This is a genomic window from Sorangiineae bacterium MSr11367, from assembly GCA_037157805.1.
Classification (GTDB): domain Bacteria; phylum Myxococcota_A; class Polyangia; order Polyangiales; family Polyangiaceae; genus Pendulispora; species Pendulispora rubella.
This window is the reverse complement of the sequence record CP089983.1, coordinates 13,087,367-13,110,535: the sequence shown is the minus strand read 5'-3', so window position 1 is coordinate 13,110,535 and position 23,169 is coordinate 13,087,367. Positions and strand designations below refer to the sequence as shown.

Annotated in this window: 6 protein-coding genes; 1 reads left to right on the top strand and 5 read right to left on the bottom strand. The window is 69.7% G+C overall.

The genetic code is table 11. The annotated features are described in order from the left end of the window. Genes LVJ94_51160 through LVJ94_51140 form a run of 5 tightly spaced genes read right to left on the bottom strand, consistent with a single transcriptional unit; the run spans position 1 to position 21,976 of the window. Positions 1-4,326, bottom strand: coding sequence for a polyketide synthase dehydratase domain-containing protein (locus LVJ94_51160; GenBank protein ID WXB05245.1), 4,326 nt, complete (start codon positions 4,324-4,326; stop codon positions 1-3). After that, complete coding sequence (locus LVJ94_51155) at positions 4,310-11,875, bottom strand: SDR family NAD(P)-dependent oxidoreductase (protein WXB05244.1); 7,566 nt, start codon at positions 11,873-11,875, stop codon at positions 4,310-4,312. Before LVJ94_51155 ends, LVJ94_51160 begins: the two co-directional genes overlap by 17 nt. Next, complete coding sequence (locus LVJ94_51150; GenBank protein ID WXB05243.1) at positions 11,872-16,401, bottom strand: type I polyketide synthase; 4,530 nt, start codon at positions 16,399-16,401, stop codon at positions 11,872-11,874. The genes LVJ94_51155 and LVJ94_51150 overlap by 4 nt, the downstream gene beginning before the upstream one ends. Continuing rightward, positions 16,398-19,868: an amino acid adenylation domain-containing protein gene (locus LVJ94_51145; GenBank protein WXB05242.1), complete on the bottom strand. Its 3,471-nt coding sequence runs from the start codon at positions 19,866-19,868 to the stop codon at positions 16,398-16,400. The genes LVJ94_51150 and LVJ94_51145 overlap by 4 nt, the downstream gene beginning before the upstream one ends. A gap of 2 nt (positions 19,869-19,870) precedes the next feature. Further along, positions 19,871-21,976, bottom strand: a complete 2,106-nt coding sequence (locus tag LVJ94_51140; GenBank protein ID WXB05241.1) for a phosphopantetheine-binding protein — start codon at positions 21,974-21,976, stop codon at positions 19,871-19,873. 166 nt (positions 21,977-22,142) lie between these two features. On the opposite strand from LVJ94_51140, the gene LVJ94_51135 reads away from it, so the two are divergent. Then, positions 22,143-23,162 carry a hypothetical protein gene (locus LVJ94_51135; protein WXB05240.1) on the top strand — a complete coding sequence of 340 codons (1,020 nt, stop codon included), beginning with the start codon at positions 22,143-22,145 and terminating at the stop codon, positions 23,160-23,162. Positions 23,163-23,169: the final 7 nt, after the last annotated feature.

Below are 23,169 nucleotides of genomic sequence, written 5' to 3'. Positions count from 1 at the left end.
TCACGAGGCCTCCCGCGCGGAGGCCGCGTCGAGCGTGTCCAGATCCTCCGCGAGCTCGCGCCCCACGATGCGGAGCAACGCCGCGCGCTCCGTTCGGACGAACAGGTGTTCGCCCTCGAGGGTGCGCAATGAGAAGTCGCCGCGCGTGTGGTCGGCCCAACCTGCGACGTCCTCGCGGGACATCAGCGGATCGCGCGTACCGTACAGCGCGGTGATGGGGCAATCGAGCGCTTCGTCCCCGGCGTACCGGTAGCCGGACATCATGCGCAGGTCCGCGTAGAGCGGCGGGATCACCACCGCGAGCGCATCGGGGCTGGCGAGCAGCGCCTCCGGGACGATCGCGTAGCGACGCAAGAGTGCTGCGTCGGCGCCGGTCGCCATCACGCTGCGCATCATTTCGCCGAGCGCCGGAGAGGGCCCGCGACCCGGAACGTACGACGATGCCGTGAACAACCGCGTGGGGCTCAGGCGGTGGCGCGCCCGAAGCCGGCGCGCGAGCTCGAACGCGATCACTCCGCCCATGCTCGTGCCGAAAAAGGCAAAGGGTAGATCGAGCAGCGGAAGGAGCTCGTGTTCCAGGGCCTCGAGCGCCACGTCGAACTGATCGACCAGCGCCTCGCCAAAGCGACTCTCGCGACCGGGCAACCGAATCGCGCAAACCTCCACGCCGCGCGGCAGCCCCCGGGTCCATCCGCGGTACGACGACGCACCGCCGCCCGCGAAGGGAAAGCAAAACAGGCGCAACCGCGCTTCACCGATGGGCAGTCGTTCCCACCGAACGACCCACTCGCCGGTGCGCACGGGCGGCGCGGCTGGCGGGGCGAGGCGCGCGGACAACTCGGCCGCTATCGAGCGCGCGCTGGCGGCGCCGGAGAGAAGCTCCGCGGGAAGGTCCAGCGCGAGGTCCTTGCGGATCTCGCCCCGAAGTTCGATGAAGTGAATCGAGTCGAACCCCAGGGCATCGAGCTCCGTCTCGGCCTCCACGTCGTCGGCCGGAGCACCGGCAAGGGTGGCGATCTGCCGTCGCAGGTACCCTTCGAGCAGGGGGCGGCGCTCGGCCGGTGGGGCGTGAAGCACCTGGGCGCGGTCGATGCCGCTCGCACGTGGAGCGGCGGGCAGGCCGCGTGCCGTCGTCAGGCGCCGGAGCACCTCGGGCTGAATCGGTGCATAGCGCAATCCTTCGTAGGCGGTGACGAGCCGGCCCGATTCGTCGAGGATGCGCACGTCCGCCACCAGGAACGTCTCGCCCGATGCCGGAGGCCGGAGCTGGGCGTGGCCAAAGCGCTTTCCTGGCGCTGCGGTGAGCGCCCCACGCGAGCGCTCCATGCCCACGCCGAGGTACGCCGCGGAATCCTCGTGCAAAACCTTCATCGCTTGCGCGCAGGCCTCCGCGGCACATGCCTCGGCGAACACCCGCCCGGCGAGGCCCGTCTCGAGGTGCGCATCGAGGCCCGTCTCGGTGGGGTGGATCTCCGCGAGGAGCTCGCCCTCACGCCACCAAACGCGCTGAAGGCCTTTGAAGCTCGGGCCGAACCATTGCTCGGTGCTCGCCCAACGCGTTCGGTAAAACTCGTCCGCCGAAAGCTCGGCGGTGCAACGCGCCCGGATTTCGTCGAGGGAGGACGATTCGCCCGAGGATGCGACCGGCGCGTTGGAGAGACGCAGCCGTCCGGCGGAGTGCCGGCGAAAGGAACCGCCCGCCGCCGTGAGCAGCTCGAAACCGGAAACGTGAGCCCCGCCGCCCTCTTTGGTGAGCACCAGGCGCATGCGCACGGAGGCACCGCCCTCGAGGATGAAGGGCTCGAAAAAGGTCAGGTCCGAGAGCTGCACCTCGGCGCCGCCGCCTTGGACCTCGGCCGCCGCCAAAATGGCCAGCGAGACATGCACCACGCCGCTGACGACGGTGGTTCCGAAGACGCGAAAATCGCGCAGCACCGCGAGGTCGGACGCGCAGATGTCCGTCTCGAACGTGATCGCGTCCGGCGTCTCGGTGCGCGTGCCCAGCAGCGGGTGTCCTTGCCGAAGGCGCGCGCCTTCGATCCAATGGCGCTGCCGCTGGAAGGGGTAGGTCGGCAGCACCAACCGGCGGCGAGGTTCGGGATCGAGGGCCTCCCACGTCACGTCGGCCCCCGCAACGTAAAGGCGGGCAAGGCTCCCGAGCACGATCTCGTCGTCGTCCTTGCCTGCACACAAGGAAGGGAGCCACATGCCCTCGGGCCGCGTGGCGTGATCGAGCGGCATGGGCCCGAGCTCGATGAACGCGTCGATGCCGGTCTCGGCGAGCGCCTTCAGGCCATCTGCGAAGAGGACGTCCCCGCTGGAAACGGCGGTTTCGGCGGGCCTGTCGCGCACGGCCTCGACCGCGTCTTCCAGCGAGAGAGCACCGGACACGCAGGCCGCCGCAATCTCGCCGACGCCATGCCCCAGCACCGCCGCGGGCTGCACACCGAGCGAGCGCCAAAACTCGGCCAACGCGTACCCGAGCGCGAACCGCGCGGGCTGATCGAACGCCGCCGCCTCGCCAAAGAGCTCGGCGCATCGATCGAACGCGCGGCGAAACACCGGCTGGCTGCGATGGAGCCCGCGCCCCATGTCGGGATACGGCGAGCCTTGGCCGGTGAACAGAAACGCGATCCGCGGGCGCGCGTCACCGCGCACCACCCCCGAAACCGCGCCCGGTAGCTCACGCCCCTGCCCCGCCGCCTCCAGGGCAAGGCGAAGCTCGGACGTGCTCCGCGCCGTCACCGCCAGGCGATGCTCGGCGTGGGTGCGACCGGTGTTGGCCGTGAAGCAAAGATCCGCCAAGGCCAGCGTGCCGTCTTCGGCCAGCCGAGCCTCGTAGCGAAGCGCGAGTGCCTTCAGTGCCTCCTCGCGCTTGGCCGACAAGGTGAAAAGGTGCACGCCCGCGGTCGCGTCGGTACGCGGGGCGGGCGCCGGCGCCTCCTCGAGCACCATGTGCACGTTGGTGCCGCTACCGCCGAACGAGCTCACCGCACCGAGCCGAGCGCCCGCATCGCGTTCCCACGCACGGAGCACGCCGTCGATGTGCACCGGGAGCTGGTGCCACGGGATGTCCGGGTTGGGCCGCACGAAGTGTAGGTGCGGCGGGATCTGCCGGTGTTGCAACGCAAGTGCCATCTTGATCAGCCCCGCCATGCCGGCGGCCGACTCCAAGTGCCCCAGGTTCGTCTTCACCGAGCCGACCGACAGCAGCCGATCCATCGAGCGTCCCTCGGCGTACACCTCGCCGAGCGCGTGCATCTCGATAGGATCGCCGAGCGCGGTCCCCGTTCCGTGGGCCTCGACGTAGTCCACGTCAGCCGGGCGCACCCCCGCTTGGGCAAGCGCCGCACGGATCAAGGTCGCCTGCGACGCCGGGTTGGGCACGGTCAATCCGCTGCGCGCTCCATCCTGATTGACCGCGGAGCCGCGAATCACGGCCAGAATGGGATCGCGGCGCGCAATGGCATCCGAGAAGCGCGCGAGAACGACTACGCCGCCACCTTCGCCACGGCCATAGCCATCGGCGGAGGCGTCGAAGGCCTTGCACCGTCCATCGGGCGAGAGCGCGCGCGCCTTGCAGAGAAGCAGCGAGCCGCTCGGAGCAAGAATCAGGTTCACACCGCCGGCGAGGGCGAGATCCGTTTCCCGAGCGCGCAAACTCTGGCAAGCAAGGTGCACGGCCACCAGCGACGAGGAACACGCCGTGTCGAGCGCCACGGCGGGGCCGCACAGGCCCAACATGTACGCGAGGCGGCCGGCGATGAAGCTGAAGGCGTTGCCTCCGATCATCATGGGGTCGGCGTGCGTCGGATCGATTCCGCCGGGTGGGTATTCCCGGTTGGTGATGCCCACGAAGATGCCCGTGGCGCTGCCCGAAAGCCCGCGCGGGGCACGCCCCGAGCGCTCGAGCGCTTCCCAACAGAGCTCCCAGAACATGCGGTGCTGCGGATCGATCGCGGCCGCCTCGCGCGCCGTGATGTGGAAGAGCCCTGCGTCGAAGCGATCCACCTCCCCGAGAAAGGCGCCGCGCCGCACGTACAGCTTTCCGGGCGCCTCGGGATCGGCATCGTAGAGCGCGTCCGCGTCCCAGCGATCGCTCGGCACGGGCCCCGTGGCGTCGACGCCGTCCCGCAGGAGGCGCCAGAAGGCCTCGGGCGAATCGGCGCCCCCAGGAAAGCGGCACGCCATGCCCACGATGGCAATCGGCTCGCGGCGGTCACGCTTGTCGCGCTCGGCCGCTTCGGTGCGCGCCCGCAGTTGCTTGATCTCGGCCAGCGCGCGCGCGAGGACCTCTTGACGATTGGGCTCAGGCTTGGGACTCATCGAGGTTCACTCCCAATTCAGCGAGTTCGTTCGCCAGCTGCAGAACCAACTCGTCCTCGGAGAGTTGGCCATCCGCAGGTGCCGGGTCGGCCGGCGGCGGGGCCGTCGGGGTGGTGGACGGCATGGTGCCCAGAGTGCCCAGGAGGAAGCCGGCCAAGGCCTTCACCGTGGGGTGCTCGAACACCATGGTCGGAGGGAGCGGCTGCATCAGATCCGTCTGCAGGCGCATGCGCAACTGGACGCTCATGATCGAGTCCATCCCCAGCTGGAAGAAGCCCTGCTCCGACTGCAAGGTGGTTGCATCCTCGTAGCCCATGGCCTCGGCCACACGCGCGCGCACGTGACCTCGGAGCAGCGCGAATCGCTCGTCGGCATCGGAGACGGCCGCCAACTTCGTCCGCAGCTCGCCGGCGGCGGGCCCAGACCATTCGGCGCCCTCGATCGCGATCTCGTCGAGAAGCGGCCTTCGCCGCTTGGTCTCGAAGATCGGTTTGAACCGTGACCAGTCCAAGTTGGTGAGCACACGCTGCGTCGCCGATGTGCCGGTGAAGCGCCCCAGGATCTCCAAGGTCGGCGCCGGGGACATCACCGAGTAGCCCATCTGCGAGAAGAGCTTCTTCAGCTTGGGATTCTCCGCGAGCGCGACGCCCATGCCTCCGCCCGCCCAGGTGCCCAGCCCGATGCTGGTCGCCGCGCGCCCCTGCGCACGCCGGTGGTGCGCCAGGGCATCGAGAAAATGGTTCGCCGCCGAGTAGGGGCCGAGCGACGCTGCACCCCAGGTGCCGGCCACCGAGGAGAGCAACGCCATGAAATCGAGCGGCAGTGCGGCGGTGAGCTGCTCGAGGAGCCACCCACCGCGCACCTTGGCGGCGAGCACGGATTCGAGCAACGGTGCATCGACCTCGGCGAGCGGCGCCGCGCGATTGATGCCCGCGGCATGGATGACGCCCTTCAGCGCCGGACCACTGGAGGCGACCTCCGCGAAGAGAGCCTGCATTTGCGCGGCATCGCCCACGTCCACGGCGCGCACCCGCACCGAGGCGCCCGCGCGCTCGAGGGCGGAGACAGCGGGCTCCGAATCACCTGGCGAGCGCCCGGTGAGGACCAGGTGGCGTGCGCCGCGTTCGACCATCCAGCCCGCGAGGTCGAGGCCGAGGCCCCGCACACCGCCCACGACGAGGTACGTGGCGTCGTCGCGGAAGGTCACGGCGGCCGGGAGCTCCTCGCCCGAGGTGCGTACGAGGCGGGCCACGCGGCGCGTGCCATCCCGGTAGGCCACTTGGTCTTCACCGTCCGAGTGCAGGATCTCCGCAAGAAGCACGTCGGCCTCGTGGGGCGATGGCCTCGGGTCGAGATCCACCAGGCCGCCCCACCATTCCGGGTGCTCGAGCGCCACCACGCGCGCCATGCCCCAGAGCGGTGCCTGGACCACGTTCAGCGACGCCGAGGGCGAGGCGGGCTGGGTGCCACGGGTCACGAACCAGATCTTCGCGCCGGTGTCGTGCGTGGAGAGCGCGCGAACGAGCGGGGGAATCACGCTGCAACCGACGCGCTGCGCGGCCGCGAGTTCTTCGAGCGCGAGCCCTTCCATCGCCGGCGCGTCGAGCCCCCAAAGGTGCACCACGCCGCGAAGGGCACTGCCCGCGCGCTGAAGAAGCCAATGCCAATCTTCGTGGCTCTGGGGATCGACGGCGACGGCGTGCGGTCCAAGCTCCGCGCGAGCACCCGGCACCGCGGTGATTACCTCGTGCCCTCGGGCCGCGAGCGCACGAACGAGCGGCTCCCCCACGCCCGCTGCGTCTGTGAGCACCAGGTACGTCCCACGGGACGGACTCCCCGGCGCCGGGGCGAGCGGCGGTGCGGGCTGCCAGGCGACATCGTAGAGCCACTCGCCCGAGGCGCGATCCGCCGCCGCCTCGACCAGCGCGCGCGGCCCCGGTGCGAGATGGACCGAGGAAGCCTCCATGGCGACCCGCCCTGCATCGTCGAGCAGGCTCACGCGAAGGGCGCCCGAGGCCAGATGCCGCGTATGAAGCCAGCAGTGGCGACCGGTGATCCGGCGGTGAAAGCGCACGCCTTCGAAGCGCACGGGCATGCGCGGGTCTTCGCCGGAGAGCACCCCCGCGGTGAGCCGGAGGGCCATTTCGATGGCCGGCGGGTGCACGCGGAATGCGTTCGCGTCGGTGCCCTCGGGCAGGCGAAAGAGGCCCAGTGCCTCGCCGTCGCCGCGCCAGATGCGCTCGAGCCCTGCGAAGCTTTCACCGTAGGCGAGGCCGCACTCCTCCAGCCGCTCCAGGTGCTGCGCACCCGTGAGCTCGCGCGTGCAGCGGGCGCGCACCTCGGACAATGCGATCGCGACGGGCGCACCATCCTCCGCGGCGGTGCGAAGCTCGCCGGACGCGTGGAGGCTCTGGGAGGCATCGTAGAGCTCGAACCGCATCCGAGCCCCGTCGCCCGGAACGAGCACCAGCTGGCCCGACACGGAACCGTCGTCGCCGAGCAACGCAGGCTCGTGCACCGTCCAGGATTCGAGGACGCTGGAGCCACGCTTCGAGGCCTCGACAGCCGCAGCGAGCACGGCTTCCAGGAGCAGCGTCGAAGGCAGCATGCTCACGCCATGCGCGCGATGGTCTCGCCAGAGGGCGGCGTCCGAGGCGATGTCGAAGAAGTGCTCCTTCGATGCCCGCGCGGAGACGAGGTGCACGCCAAGCAGCGGGTGCACCCGCGAGGGCGCCGTCTGCTTGGCCTCGGGCGATGCCGCCGACGGCGCCGTCCAATGACGTTTGCGCTGCCATGGGTACTTCGGCAGATCGACGACGCGGGCATGGGCCGAGCCGATGCGCCGGAAATCGACGGGCGCACCCGCGGCAAAAAGGCTGGCCGCGGTCTGCAGCATGACCGTGCGATCGTCCTCCGGCCGCCGCAGCGAGGAGAGCACCACACCTTTGGCCCCCACCTGGTGCAGGCCCTGCTCGATGGGGTTGATCAGCGAGGGGTGCACGCCGAGTTCGAGGAAGCCGTCGTAGCCCTCGTTCAGCAGGCGCTCCACGGCGGGCCAGAGGTGCACCGGCCGAATGAGGTTCGCCGCCCAGTACGCCGCGTCGAACGCGGGCTCGGGTCCTTGCCCCGGCACGGAGGAGAAGAAAGGGATCTCGGGACGGCGCGGCCTCAAGCTGGCCAGCTCGCGAAGCAGGTCGCCCTCGAGGGCCTGCAACGCCGGACTGTGCCCCGCGACGTTGGTCGCCAGGCGCTGGCAGAACACGTTGCGCGCTTTGAGCGCCGAGAGGACGCCCTCCAGCGCGCGCGGCTCGCCCGAGAGCACGGTGATGCGCGGCGCGTTGGCCCCGGCGATGAACACGCTGCCGGAAACGCCGAGCTCCTCGAGCAGCGCCGGCGCCTCTTGGTACGGCACCTCGATGACCATCGCACCGCCGCGCGCGCCCGACGCCTGCACGCGGCGAATGAGCTGGCTCCGCACGGTGATCGCATGCGCCGCATCGTCCAGCGAGAGCGCCCCGGCGACGTGGGCTGCCGCCACCTCGCCCATGCTGTGCCCCACCACCGCCTCGGGCTCGATGCCCCACGCGCGCCACAACGCCGCCAGGGACACTTGCACGGCAAACAGCGCCGGTTGCACCAAGTCGAAGGAGTCCGCGCGCACTTGGCCCTCGGCAATCAGATCCCGCACGGAGAACGGCGCATGCTTGGCAATCGCCTCCGAGCACGCGGTCAGCGCATCGCGAAAGATCGGTTCGTCGCGCAGCAGACCGGCCGCCATGCCCGGCCACGGCGTGGTCAGGCCGGAAAAGACGAACACCCACTTGCGCCGGCCCAACGGTACGACCGCTGGCTCGAAGACGCCCTTCAAGGCCGCGATCCACTCCTCGCGCGTGCGCCCCACCACCGCCACGCGATGGGCATGGTGCCCGCGCCGCGCGCCGGCGGTGAAGCTCACGTCTTCGCAGTGCGCGTCCGCGAGCGAGCCCTCGTTCAGCTCGGCGACGTAACGTTGCACGATGGCGCGCAACGCCTCGGGGCTTCGCGCCGAGAGCGGCAAGCAGTGGGCGCGCGGCGACGCGGCGGGGCCCTCCGCGGGCCGGGGGGCCTGCTCGAGAACGAGGTGCGCATTGGTGCCGCTCATGCCGAACGAGCTGACGCCGACCACCTCGTGGCGAAACGGCGTACGCTCGACGGGGACGTTCACGCCGAGACGCTCCCAGGGGATGAGCGGGGTGGGCTCGCGCAGATGAAGGTGCGGGGGAACCTCGCCGTGCTCCAGAATGAGCACGCCTTTGATGAGCCCCGCGATGCCCGCACTGGCCTCGAGGTGGCCGATGTTCGTCTTCGCGGATCCGACCAAGAGGGGATTTTCCGCACCGCGCCCTTCGCCCAAGGCCGCGGCGAGCGCTTGCATCTCGATGGGATCGCCGAGCGGCGTTCCCGCCGCGTGGGCCTCGACATAGCCCACCCGCGCCGGCTCCATCCCGGCGTTGGCGAAGGCTTGCCGGATCACCGCCTCTTGGGCCGGCCCATTGGGAACGGACAGCGCGCTGGTGCGACCGTCGTGGTTGACCGCCGAGCCGCGAACCACGGCGCGGAGTCGATCGCCGTGCCGCTGCGCATCGGAGAGCCGCTTGAGCACGACCGCGCCGCAACCTTCCCCGCGCGCGTAGCCGTCGCCCGAGGCGTCGAAGGTCTTGCACCGGCCATCGGCCGCAAGGGCCCCGGCCTGCGAGAAGAAGACGAACGGCTCGGGCGCGAGCATCATGTTCACGCCGGCCACGAGGGCGAGATCCGCTTCCCCGCTGACCAACGACTGGCACGCCAGGTGCGCCGCCACGAGCGACGAGGAGCAGGCCGTGTCGATGGAAAGGCAAGGCCCCTGCAGCCCCAAGGTGAAGGAGAGCCGGCCCGCCGCGCAGCTATGCGCGGTGCCCGTGACCATGTACGGCTCGAGACGGCTTGCGGGGCCCGCGTTTTGAAGGGCCAGGTAGTCCGAGCTGGCGATGCCCACCATCACCGCCGTGCGGCTGGCGGCAAGGTGCTCGGGCACGCACCCGGCGTCTTCCAATGCTTCCCAGCCGACCTCGAGCAGCAGCCGCTGCTGCGGATCCATGGCGCTCGCCTCGCGCGGAGCCATACCGAAGAACTCCGCGTCGAAGCCGTCGAAAGGGACACCCCGCAAGAAGCCGCCGCGCCGCGTGGACATCTTCCCGGGCGCGCCCTTTTCTGGGCTGTAAAACGCATCGACGTCCCAGCGCTCCGGCGGCATGTCGCTGGTGCCATCCACGCCGTCGCGCAGCAAGGTCCAGTAGGCCTCGACGTCGTTCGCCCCGCCCGGGAAGCGGCAGGCCATGCCGATGATGGCGATGGGCTCGTGGGCGGCGCGCGTCGCGGTAACGACGGGCGCGATGGCGGCTCCCTCGAGGTAGGGCAACGCGCGCAGCAAATGGTCGACCATCGACCGCACCGAGGGATGGTCGAAGGTCACCGTCGCCGAAAGCGCGTGGTCCAGCCCGACCTCGAGCCGCTTGCGCAACTCAGCGGACATGAGCGAATCCACGCCCAGGTTGAAAAAGCCCGCCTCGAGATCGAGCGGCTCGTCGGGCCCGAGCGCAAGCACGGTGCGAACGGCCGCCGCGACGTGCGCGGTCAGCAGGTCGCGACGCCGCCGGGCAGGCGCCTCCTGCAGGGTGCGCGCAAGCTCGCCGCGCGCGGACGAGGCCTGCGGCAAAGGCGCCTCGGACGCCGCCTCGGTGGTGATCCAGTAGCGCTGCCGCTGAAACGGGTACGCGGGCAAAGTGCAGAGGCGATGCCCACCACCGCGATGAACATCGGCCCAGTCGATGCGATCACCCTTGATGTAGAGGGCCGCCAGGTCCGCGAGCGCGGGATCCTGCGCCGTGTGCGGCGCTTCGGGCGCCGTCCCCTCCGCGAGCGCGACGAGCTTCTCGCGCAGCTCGCCGGCCGACGTCCCCAGCACCGCCGCCCGATGCTCGAAGTGCACGCGTCCGGTACTCGCGGTGAAGCAGATGTCCTCGAGCGACGCATCCTCGAGGGCACCCGCGTAGCGTTGTGCGACCATGCGCAGCGCCTCGGGGCTCTTGGCCGAGAGCGGCAGCAGGTGCACCGCGTGCGACGGTGAGCGCGCCGCGGAAGGCGCCTCCTCCACCGCACCAACGAGCATGTGCGCATTGGTGCCGCTCATGCCGAAGGCGCTCACCCCCGCCACGCGACGCCGGTCCGCCGGCCACGGTGTCGAGGCATCCGCAACGCGAACCGGAAGGCGCTCCCACGCAATGTGCGGGTTCGGCTCGCGCACGTGCAAGTGCGGAAACAGCTCGCCGCCCTGCACCGCCAGCACCGCCTTGAGCAGGCCCGCGATCCCGGCGGCCGACTCCAGATGCCCGAGGTTCGTCTTGACCGAGCCCACGGCGAGCGGCGTCGCCGCATCACGGCCTTCACCGTAGACGGCAGCCAGCGCGTCCACCTCGATGGGATCGCCGAGGATCGTGCCCGTGCCATGGGCCTCGACGTACCCCACGTCGGCCGGCGCGAGGCGTGCGGCAGTGAGCGCCTCGCGCATCACCGCTTGCTGCGCGCGCCCGTTGGGTACGGTGAAGCTGCTCGAGGCCCCGTCGTGCTGGACCCCGCCGCCAAGAAGGGTCGCAAGCACCCGATCGCCGTCCCGTCGGGCGTCGGAGAGGCGCTTGAGGACGACCATTCCGCAGCCTTCGCCCCGGGCGATGCCATTGGCCGCGGCGTCGAACGTCTTGCAGCGCCCATCCGGCGACAGCGCGCGCAACCGCGAGAGCATCACGAACGAGAGCGGCGAGAGCAGGAGCATCACACCGCCCGCCAACGCCGTGGTGCACTCGCCGGCGCGCAGGCTCTGGCAGGCCAAGTGCACCGAAACGAGCGACGACGAGCACGCGGTGTCCACGGCCATGCTCGGACCTTGGAGACCGAGGACGTAGGAGATGCGCCCGGCCGAGAACGCAAAGCCCCAGCCCGTGGCCGTGTACGGATCGATCGCCGAGGGCACCGTCCCGCTCAGGAACGAGTAATCGCTGACGCTGATCCCCACGAACACGCCGGTGCGGCTGCCCGCGAGCCGCGTGGGGGGCAGGCCCGCGTGCTCGAGCGCCTCCCAGCCCACCTCGAGGAGCATCCGCTGCTGCGGGTCCATGGCATTGGCTTCGCGCCGGGTGATGCCGAAGAAGCGGGCATCGAAGTCGGCCACGCTGCTTCCCTGGAGAAAGCCACCCGCGCGCGTGTACATCTTGCCGTTCGCGTCGGGATCCGGATCGTACCAGCGGTCGATGTCCCAGCGGTCTTTCGGGACCTCGACGATCGCATCACCGCCCTCGCGAAGGAGCTGCCGATAGGACGCGAGATCGGTCACGCCGCCGGGAAAGCGGCACCCCGCACCGATGATGGCAATCGGCTCATTTCGGGCGTGCTCGAGGGCGTCGACCTTGGCCTGAAGCTTCTTCAGGGCCAGCAAGGTTCGTTTTTGAACGGCGAGGTCCGCGGACGAATCGCTCACTCGCCGAGCTCCTCGTCGGACAGCACCGCGTGGGTCATCTCGAGCAAGGCCGACGCGACCTCTTCGGCCGAGAGCTCTTCGACTTCGTCGGCGATCGTGTCGGCCTGCGCCGCGCGGATGGAAGCCGGGGGCGCATCGCCGAAGATGCGCCCTTTGAGGTAGCGCGAGAGGGCGTCGACGTTGGGGTAGTCGAATACCACCGACGTGGCCAGCGGCAGATCCAACGCCGCCTCGGTGCGCCGCTTGAATTGGAGCGCGGACAGCGAGTCCATGCCCAGCTCGAAGAATCCGCGCCAGGGCTCGGGCGGTCGCGACGGCGGATGGCCCAAGAGCTCACCCAGCTGCCCGCGCAGGTGCTCCACGAGCAGATCGTCCGCCTCGTGCAGCGACACCGCGCGCAGGCGGTCGATGAGACGGGGGCCGCTCTTCGGCGGCGCACCCGATGCAACCTCGGAGAAGAAGGGAGGCAGTGTGCGGAAGTCCGCAAGGAGGCCTTCCCAATCGATGGAGGCCACCGCGACCTGCGTCACCGAAGCGCCGAGCACCTGCCCGAGCGCGCGCAGGGCATCGTCGGCGCTCATGGGGCGCAGCCGGTGCGCATCCCAACGGGCCTGCTGGACCGTGGCGGCTTGCCCGGCCCCGGCCCACGGTCCGAAGTCCACCGCGGTCGCCTCGAGGCCGAGCTGACGCCGGTGATGCGCGAGCGCGCCGAGGAATGCGTTGCCCGCGGCGTAGTTGGCTTGCCCTGGCGCGCCCAAGATGGCGCCCACCGACGAGAAGAGCACGAAGAGGTCGAGCTCACGGCCTCGCGTGAGCTCGTGGAGGTTCCACGCGCCATCGATCTTCGGCGCCATGGCTGCGCGCAGCCGTTCGGGCGTGAGATGCGCGAGCATGCCCTCGTCGAGGACGCCCGCCGCATGCACCACGCCACGCAACGGGGGCAGCCGCCGCTCGATGTCGTCGAGTGCCCCCGCAAGCGCTTCACCATCGGCCACATCGCACGGCGCCACATGCACCACCACGCCGCGCTCCCGCAGGCGCGCGAGCGCCTCGCAGTGGGCGGCGACGGTCGGCGGCCGGCGCGCGAGCAAGGCCAGGTGGCGTGCGCCCTGCCCGACCAGCCAATCCGCGACCACGAGGCCCAGCGCACCGAGGCCGCCGGTCACCAGGTACGTGGCATCGCCGCGCACATGCAGCGGCGTGACGGCACCGATCGCAGCCCGCTCGAGCCGCGCGACGAATCGACGCTCGCCGCGCAGCGCCACTTGGGGCTCGCCTTCCCCGCCGAGCTCGCGCAGCAGCTGCGCGGCCGTCCGGGCGTGGCTGTCCGAACCGAGATCGATCGCGGTGCAGGAGAGCTCGGGCAACTCGTGCATCACCGAGCGCGCGAGGCCCCATAGCGGAGCTTGCGCGAACGCGAGGGTGCCGGGATGCTCGGCCACGGCTTGGCTTTCGCGGGTCACGAGCCACAGACGGCTCGCGCCGACGAGGTGATGGCGCTGCAACGCCTGCACGAGGCACACCGCACTGCCCACGCCCCCACGCTGCGCCGCGCGCAACGCTTCGAGGCTCGTACCGGCCGCGTCCAAGCTCGCCAGATGCACGATGCGCAGGACATCGCCCCATGCGCGGACCTGCTCGAGCGACGCCTCGAACGGGCGCTCGGCATCGAGCTCGCGCCGCACGTCCGCCGCGCCGAGCGCGAGGCAACGTTCACCGCGCGCCACGAGCCGCTGGCTCAATTCGGCGCCGACGCCACCTTCGTCGCACAGCACGAGCCATCCGCCCGCCGTGCTGCCAACCTGAGGGCCTGCGGGTACCTCGGCACGCCGCCAGGCCAGCGCGTACAGGTCGTCGCTCACCGGCGCCGGCGAAGGCACCACCCGCACCGCCTCGGAACGCGGATCGTCGACCCAGAAGCGCTCGCGTTGCCAGCGGTAGCCGGGAAGCTCGACGCACGAGCCGGCCGGCGCATGAACGGCTTTCCAGTCGAGCGCAACGCCGCACACGTAAAGCTGCGCGGCACTTTGCAACAGGGTGAGCCACGCATCCTGCGCCGCACGCAGCGACGGAAGGCACACGGACTCGGAAGGCAGCATGGGCGTGGCCAGCCCCAAGAGAGCCGGCTGCGGCCCGATCTCGAGGAACACGCGATGGCCACGTTCGAGCAGCGCCTCGATCCCTTGCGTGAACCGAACCGGCTCGCGAATCTGCCGCTCCCAGTACCGGGCGTCGACGGATGCCGCGGCCTGCCCCGTGAGGTTGGTCACCCACGTGCATCGCGGCGCACCATAGGGAAGCGCCGCCGCGTGACGGGCGAACGCCGCCATCATCGGCTCCATCAGCCCCGAATGGAACGCGTGCGAAACGTTCAGCGCCCGCGACCGGACCCCCTGCGACGAAAGCGCGTCCACGACCGACTCCACGTCGGCCTTGGGGCCGGAAAGCACCACACTTCGAGGCCCATTGAAGGCCGCCATGGATACGTTGGGCGCCGTCGCGAGCAGCGGGCGCACGTCCTCCTCGGACGCCTGCACCGACACCATGGCACCGCCCGCGGGCAGCGCTTGCATCAGGCGCCCGCGCTCGGCGACCAGCGCGAGCCCGTCCTCCACCTCGAACACGCCGGCCGCGCAGGCCGCAGGGAACTCACCCGCGCTGTGACCCAGAACCGCATCGGGCACCACGCCCCACGCACGCCACAGTTCGCACAACGCGTACTCCAGCGCGAACAAGGCGGCCTGCGTGTACTGCGTCTGCTCCAGCGGCGCACGGTCGCCGAAAAGCACCTCGGTGAGGGCGTGCGGAAGCTTGCCCTGGAGCGCCCGTGCGCATCGATCGATGGCCGCGCGGAAGACGGGCTGGGACTCGTACAGTGCCCGCCCCATCCCCGCGTACTGCGAGCCCTGCCCCGTGAAGAGAAACGCCACCCGCGGCGCCTCCTCGGTGGCGAGCCGCCCCGTGACGACGCGCCCGTGGGGCTTGCCATGAGCGTACGCCTCGAGGGCCTCGGCCATGTCGACATGGCCATTTCCCACGACCCCGAGACGAAAGGCATGGTGCGCCCGCCGAGCGCCCGCCGTGAAGCAAATGTCGGCGAGGGAAGGCGTGCGTCCCCCGTCGGAGCGCAAAAACGCGGCATACGCCAGGGCCTGCGCACGCAACGCCGCCTCGCTGCGCGCCGACACGGCGAGCAGGTGCCACGGCCGCGAATCCGTCTCCATCGATGCCGTACGCGCGGGCGCCTCCTCGAGCACCACGTGCGCATTGGTCCCGCCGATGCCAAAGGAGCTCACGCCCGCACGCCGCGGATGCTCCCCCTGCGGCCACGGCTGCGGCCGGGTGGGGACGAAGAACGGTGTCGCCCCAAAATCGCACCCCGGGTTCGGCGCCTCGAAGTGCGCGAGCGGCGGCAGCTCGCGATGCTCCAGAACGAGGACCGCCTTGATCAACCCCGCCACGCCCGACGCCGACTCGAGGTGGCCGAGGTTGGCCTTCACCGATCCCACGGCGCAGGCCCCCTGGGGCACCCCCGCGAACACGTCGGCCAAAGCCTGAATTTCCAGCGGATCGCCCACGCGCGTGGCCGTACCGTGGCACTCGAGGTACCCCACGGTGCTCGGCTCCACGCCCCCGACGCTCAGCGCCTCCGAGATGACGCGAACCTGGCCCTCGTGGCTGGGCGCCATGTACCCGACCTTGGAGGCGCCGTCGTTGTTGATGGCCGAGCCCTTGATCACGGCGCGAATCGGATCGCCGTCTCGCAGCGCGTCCGCGAGGCGCTTGATGAGCACCACCCCCACGCCGCTTCCCTGAATCGTTCCCGCCCCGCGCGCGTCGAAGGTGCGGCAGCGGCCATCGGGGGAAAGAATGCCGCCCTCCTGGTGAACGTAGCCAATGCGCTGGGGCACGCGCAGGCACACGCCGCCGGCGAGCGCCATGTCCGACTCGCCATCGAGCACGCTCTGGCAGGCCATGTGCACCGCCACGAGCGACGTGGAGCACGAGGTCTGGACGCAGACACTCGGCCCGCGAAGGTCGAGTTTGTACGAGACGCGGCTGGCCAGGTAATCCTTGTCGTTGGCCACCTGGAGCTGCAGATGCTCGATCACCGGCATCGAGCCCGCCTCGCGAAGGAACTTGCGAAGCAGGTACGTGGAGTAGCTCGTTCCGGCGAAGACACCGATGGCCCCGCCGTAGCCCGCGGGATCGCAGCCCGCGTTTTCGAAAGCCTCCCAGGCGCATTCGAGGAAGAGGCGATGCTGCGGATCGATGAGCTCGGCCTCCTTGGGGCTGAACCCGAAGAAGTCGGCATCGAACGTCTCGATGTCCTCCAAGAACGATGCGGCGCGGACGTACTTGGGGTGGCGCATCGCATCGCCCGCGCCCGCGGCATGCAGCTCCGCGTCCGTGAGGTCGCGAACGCAATCGACCCCACCGCGAATGTTCTCCCAGAAGCGCTCGAGCGTGCTCGCGCCCGGGAAGCGCCCCGCCATCCCGACGATGGCCAAATCCGAATCGCTCATGCGGCGGTTCCTCGTCGGCGACCGCGCATCTCACGCCGGGCCGCCCCGCGATCGGTCCCCGCCTGCGCCGCCGCATTCGCCGCGCTCCCCTTTTCGGAGAGAAAGGCCGCGAGCGCACGCACCGTGGGGAAGCGGAACGGATCGGTCGCGCGCACGTCGATATTCAAGGCCGCGCGCAAGGCGGCGGTGATGCGAACGATGGCATTGGAGTCCGCGCCCAGCTCGAAGAATTGACCATCGGCGCTGATCTCGGGCAGGGCCAACGCCTCCTGAACGACGCGGCCGATGGTTCGTTCGAGCTCGCTCGCCGGGGGCACGAACACCGCCTTCGGCTGCGCGCGTTGCAAGGCCACGGCCGCCAGCGCCTTTCGGTCCACCTTGCCGTTCGCACTCAACGGGAGCGCTTCGGTGAGGACGAGCGTGGGGATCATGTGGGAAGGCAACCGCGCACGCAAAAAGTCGAGGATGGACACCTCGAGGTTCTCGTCGGCCGCGGCCCGGTCATGCTCGAGCACGGCGAAGGCCACCAGGCGCTTTCGTCCGCCCTCCGCCGCCACCACCGTGGCCACGCCCGCGCGCACGGCGGGATGCTGCGCCAAGGTCGATTCGATCTCGCCGAGCTCGATGCGCTGTCCCTGGATCTTGACCTGCAGGTCCTCGCGCCCGAGAAACTCGATGTTCCCGTCCGGAAGCAGGCGCCCGAGATCGCCGCTGCGATAGAGGCGTTCGCCGGTGCGAGGGTGCTCGATGAACTTCTGGCGCGTCTTCTCGGCATCGCCCCAGTACCCAAGGCCGACGCCCGCGCCCGCGATGTGGAGCTGCCCCGGCACCCACGTCGGCCGCGGCTCGAGGTTCTCGTCCATCACGTAGTAGCGGGCATTGGCCATCGGGCGCCCGTAGGGAATGCTCGGCCACGAAGGGTCGACTTCGGCCACCGGGTAGCAAATGTCCCAGACCGCCGTTTCGGTGGGGCCACCTGCGGCGATCACCTGGGCCTCGGGCGCCAGCGCGCGGATGCGATCGGGCAAGCCCACGGGGATCCAATCTCCGGCGAGCAGCACCCGGCGCAACGCCGAAGGACGCGGCTGCGCAGGCTCGCGCTTCAACGTTTCGACGAGCATCTCCATGAAGGCCGGCACGCTGTTCCATACGGAGACGCGCTCGCCATTCATTCGATCGAGCCAGTGCAAGGGATCTTTGAGCCGGGCCGCGTCGGGTAGGACGACGCCACCGCCAGCACCGAGCACGCCAAAAAGGTCGTACACGGAGAGGTCGTGGTTGAGCGCCGTGAGCGCCAAGCAGCGGTCGTCCGGACCGATGCCGAAGCGCGCGTTCACATCGAGCATGCGATTGACCGCGTTGCGGTGGGAGAGCATCGCCCCCTTGGGCAGGCCCGTCGAACCGGAGGTGTAAAGGACGTAGGCCAGATCGTCGGGCTCGGGCCTCTCGGGCGGGGCGTCGGCCTCGGGACCGAGCGCCTCATCCTCCTCCACGACGAGCACGAGCTCCACGCCTTCGGGCCATGCCACCTTGGTCGCGACATGGCCCTGCGTGACCACCAGGCGAACCTGCTGCAGCAGGTAGCGCAGTCGCTCGGGCGGAAGCTCGGGGTCGATCGGCAAATACGCCGCCGCAACGCCATGAATGCCGAGAACAGCGACGACCTGCTCCCAGCCCTTTTCCATGGCCACGGCCACCAGGCTGCCGCGGGCGCAACCGAGCTTTTTCAACCGATGCGCGAGCTGGTTCGAACGGCGAAAGAGCTCGCCATAGCCGAGCGTGCGCCCGGATGTGACCACCGCGGGCGCATCGCCGCGAACCTTCACCTGGTTCCAGAAGAGCGACGGGAGCGTCTCCGCGGGGAGCGGAACCTCGGTGGCGTTGAGCGCTTCGTAAAGGCGTGCGGTATCCGCGGGCAGTTGGAAGCGCGGGAGCTCCGTCCACGCGGTCTCGTCGTCGGCGAGCCGCACGAGGAGGCTGCGGTACGCGTCGAACATGGCATCGAGCATGCCCTCGGGGAACAGCTCCTCCACCACGTCCCACGATGCGGCCAGCTCGCCATTTTCCTGCTGGACCTGATTGTCCATCCAGATTTGGGGCGTTTGCGTGAGCGTGAAGACCGGCTCGGCGATTTGCTTCCAGGCGGAGGCCCAATCCGAGAAGCCCTCCGAGCGAAGGCTGAGAAGGCTTGCAAAGACGATGGGCAGCGAGGCGTTGGTGCTCTTGTTCACACGCGCGAGCTCACGCAGCGCGTGCACGCCGCTGATGTGCTGCGAATGCTCCATGTCGGTCCACAATTGCGCCTGCGCGCGCTTCGCACGCACCTCGAAGCTCTCGGGAACGGACAAATCGAGCCCCAAGAGAACCATCGACGTGAAGTCCCCGAGCAGCTCGGAGACCTGCGGGTGCAACGGCAACCGGCTGAAGAGCGGGATGTTCAACGTGAAACGCGGACTCTTGCTCCAGCGGGCGAGGATCTCCGCGTACACGGAGATGAGCACGATCGACAGGGTCAGCCCGCGCGCCTTCGCGCGCGCCTGCAACTGCTCCCAGCGCGCCGCATCGAGCCGGGTCACCCGGCGATGAAAGCGGCTTTTCGCCAGCGCCGAAGGGGCACGGGCCAGCGGGAGCTCGGGCGGGGGCGGCAGATCGCGCACGCGCTGGCGCCAGTACGCAAGCGAACGCCGCGCCGTTTCGGTGTCGCGCAAGGTGGCCTCGGCGAGGACGTAGTCGCGAAACGAGACGTCGAGCGACGGAAGATCCGCGTCGGGCTGCGCATAGGCCCGCGCGACGTCGCGCGCCAGAAGGGCGAGGCTGCCCCCGTCGATCTGCACGAGATCGACGCTCTGGTGGAGCCGCGCCCGCCCCCCGGGCAGCAAGGTGGCGCGGACCTCGACCTGCGGCCACACATCAAGCGCAAAGACCTGGTGCGAGAGTTCGTCGCGCACCCGGCAGAGGCCCGCCTCGAGCTCGTCGGGCGACGCCTGGCTCAAATCGAGCACGGTGATGCGCAGCGGCGGTACCTCGCGGAGAATCTGTTGGCGGCCATCGGGGAGAATGACCGCGCGCAGCATGTCGTGGCGTAAAATGACTTTTTGCCAGGCATGCTCCATGCGCGGCACATCGAGCGATGGGAACTCGTGTTCCCAGTAGACGTGAATGGATACGTCCCCCATCTCCGCAGCGCCACCCCGCCCGAGCCAATAGGCCTGCTGGATGTCCGTGAGCGGAAACGGCTCGTGACGATGGGCGAGATCGGGCGTGAGGCTCGGCAGATCGTCGTGGTCAGGAGCCGCCGCCGTGCGCGTCCGCAGGTACTGCAGCAATTGCCGTTTGTGCTGCGTAATCCGTTGGCGCAGTTCCTCCGAAAGCGCACCTTTGGGCGCGCTCACCGAGAGCTGATCGTCCCTCATGCCGAGGGATACTTGAATGCCTTTCCGCGCGAGCTCGGCGACGAGTTCGTTCACATTCATAGCTCGATGACTTCCAGCTCTCCGGGATCGTTCGCTGCAAGGTGCTGCACCAAGTCCTGTACGAGATCCGCGACGGCCGCCCCTTCGATGAGGCGCTCGAATTTGAGCGGGAAGCCAAACTCGGCCCGGAGCCGGCGCCGCAACTCGACGGCCATGAGCGAGTCGATTCCGAGGAGAATCAGCGGCGTGGCAGCGTGCACCTCCTTGGAAGCGACGCCCATGATGGCCGCCAGCTGCGTGGTGAGATGCCGTTGCAACAACACATGGCGTTCGGACGCGGGCGCCTCGAGAACGTGCGAGCCGATCGCCGGGGCGGGCGCCTGGCGCGGGTTGCTGCCGTCCGTCGGGCGATGCAGCCAGAATCGCTGGTGCTGCCAGGCGTAGTTGGGAAACGCAACACGGCGGTGCCCGTAGGGTCGTTCGAGGCTGCGCCAATCGATGTCCTCACCACCCTCGTAGCGCTCCGCCAAGTTCCGCGCGCTCGCGAACGCCTCGTCGGACGGCCCCCCCGTCGCATTCGGACCGCGCAGTTGCGTGGCGAGCTCCGTGGTGGTCTTTCCAACGACCGCCAGGCGATGGTCGAAATGCGCGCGACCGACGTTGGCGCTGAAGCACACGTCGCCCGGGGACAGTTCGGGGTGTGCTTCGAGGTAGTCCGCCACCCGCGCGGCCTGCGCACGCAGCGCGTCCGGCGTTCGGGCCGAAAGCGCCAGCACGTGAACGGAGCGCGTCGCACGCGGTGTCTCCGGTGCCTTCCGAGGGGGCTCCTCCAACAGGACATGGGCCAGCGCGCCGCTCAAGCCAAACGCACTCACGCCTGCGATGCGCGGCCGATCTCCGCGCCGCCAAGGATGGCTCTGCGTCGGAATGACCAGCGGCGTCCCCTCGAGCGGCACCCGGGGATGGGGCGTCGTGTAGTTCAAGTTCCGAGGAATCGTCTCGTGCTCGAAGGCGAGGATGGCCTTCATGACACCGGCCACGCCGCCTGCGTATTCGAGCTGGCCGATGTTCGTCTTCACCGCGCCGAGCACGCAGCTCGAACCGTCGGCCCTCGGTTCACCGAACACCGCCTTCAAGGCCGTGAGCTCGATGGCATCGCCGGCCCAGGTCCCCGTGCCGTGCGTCTCGATGTAGTCGACGTCCGCCGGCGCGAGCCTGCCGCTTTCGAGTGCGGCACGCAGCACCCGGCGCTCGGCGAGTGCATTGGGAATGGCCACGCCCTTGCCCGCGCCCGTGCTCTGAACGGCCGACCCCCGCACCAGCGCCAGCACCGGGTTCCCATCGGCGATTGCCTGCGAATGCCGTTTGAGCACGACGAGCCCGCAGCCCTCGCCCCGCACCATGCCGTCGGCGTTCGCATCGAAGGCCTTGCAGCATCCGTCACGGGACAGGAGGCCGAGCTTCGAGAAGTAGACTTGAAGCTCGGGCTGCAGAAGAAGGGTGACCCCGCCGGCGATGGCCAGCTCCGACTCGCCGCGCCGCAGACTCTCGGCTGCAAGATGAATCGCCACGAGCGACGAAGCGCACGCGGCCTCGATGGTCATCGTCGGGCCGTGAAAGCCAAACGCGTGCGAGAGCCGCCCACTGGCCACACTCGCCAGTGTGTCCGTCGCGGTGAAGGCATCGAGATCACGCGGATCGAGAACGCGGTTGTAGCCCTGGTTGGCTAGCCCAACGAAGACACCGGTGCGGCTGCCCTGCAGCTCCGTTGGGGCCTCCCCGGCGTTCTCGAGCGCCTCCCAACAGACCTCGAGGAGAAGCCGCTGCTGAGGATCCATCAAAGCGGCTTCCTCGGCCGAAATGCCGAAGGCCTCCGCATCGAATCGATCGGCGCCTTCCAGGAAGCCTCCTCGCCGGCTGTAGATTTTGCCGGGTGCGTCCGGATCGGGATCGTAGAGGGCGTCGATGTCCCAGCGGTCCTTGGGCACCTCCGTGATCCCGTCCTTCCCTTGTTGAAGGAGGCTCCAGAACGATGCCGGATCGTGGACGTTGCCCGGAAAGCGGCAGCCCATGCCGATCACGGCGATGGGATCGTCCAGTTCACGCAGGTGGCCGCGGAGGACATCGAGCTCCGCCGCACTCAAGCCCGCGATTAGATTCAATAATGCTGCCGTAGTTCTCTCGCCCATTCTCCCACCCAAGCGTTCGGTACTTTACATTTGTTTCCTCGGAACGCACGGCGGAAGTGGTGTCCGATCGGTCGGGGCGCGATTGGACGGCCGCGCAGGAAGGGTTGTTGCGCGGGCTCCGTAGAAGGGATCGCGCGCCTTGAAAGCATCTCGTGGACGTCGATTCGTCGTGGCGTGTTTGGCCGCGGGCACTGCGGTTTGGACGATCCACGCCAAGGCCGATGCCCCGCGAACGGTGCGCTTCGAGGTGGAGCGGCAACGGGGCGCGGAGGATTGCCCGGATGCCGTGGACCTGCAGAAGGCCATCGTTGCGCAACTCGGGTACGATCCTTTTCGCACCGAGGCCGCCGAGCGCATCTCCGTCGTGTTTGCGCGAACCCGGGACGGCTTCAAGTCGACCGTCGTGCGCGCCGGGCACGGTGCTCCTCTGCGGCGCGAGCAGACGTCGCGCGCGGACCAATGCAGCGAGCTCGCGAACTCGACGCGGCTGGCGCTCGCCATTGCCATCGATCCGCAGGCGTACCTGCGCCCCGCGCCGCCGCCTCCTGCGCCAGCGCCGGAGCCATCCCCGCCAGCCGTTGCGCCGGCAACCGTTGCGCCGGCAACCGATCGCGGGCCGGCCGTGCGGGTGGAGCCGCCGGCGACGGCTTCCCCGCCTTCTGCGCCTTCCAGCCCGACGCGATGGTGGCTCGGCGTCGGCGCGCTGTCCGCACTTGGTGCAGCGCCCACGGCCACGGGCGGACTCGTGGTACATGCGAGTGTGCGCAAAGGCACCTTTTCGCTAGGCACCGAGGGTCGCTTCGATTGGCCGATCGCCCGCGACTATGGGGTCGGGACGCTCGAATCGAATTTCATCGTGGCCTCGCTGCTGCCATGTGCGCACCTCGGGGTGGGCGCGGCGTGCCTCGTCGGCTCGGCGGGCGCTCTGCGGGCGAAGAGCACGGGCTTCGAAGGCTCGACGTCGCGCACCGGATTCTTGGCGCTGGTCGGCGCACGCGCTGCTGTGACGTGGGCCCTCGGGGAGAAGACGGCGCTGGTCGCGTTCGCGGATCTGCAGCTGGCCCCCACGCGCAACGTGCTCACCATCGACGATCGGCCCGCGTGGGAGACCCCGCGGGTGACGGGAAGCCTGGGCCTTCAGTTCCGGGTGGCGCCGTAAACGATGT

Bases quoted from the DNA above. Each gene is read 5' to 3' on its own strand.
- LVJ94_51160 (WXB05245.1), bottom strand. From the start codon at position 4,326: ATGAGTCCCAAGCCTGAGCCCAATCGTCAAGAGGTCCTCGCGCGCGCG.
- LVJ94_51150 (WXB05243.1), bottom strand. From the start codon at position 16,401: ATGAGCGATTCGGATTTGGCCATCGTCGGGATGGCGGGGCGCTTCCCG.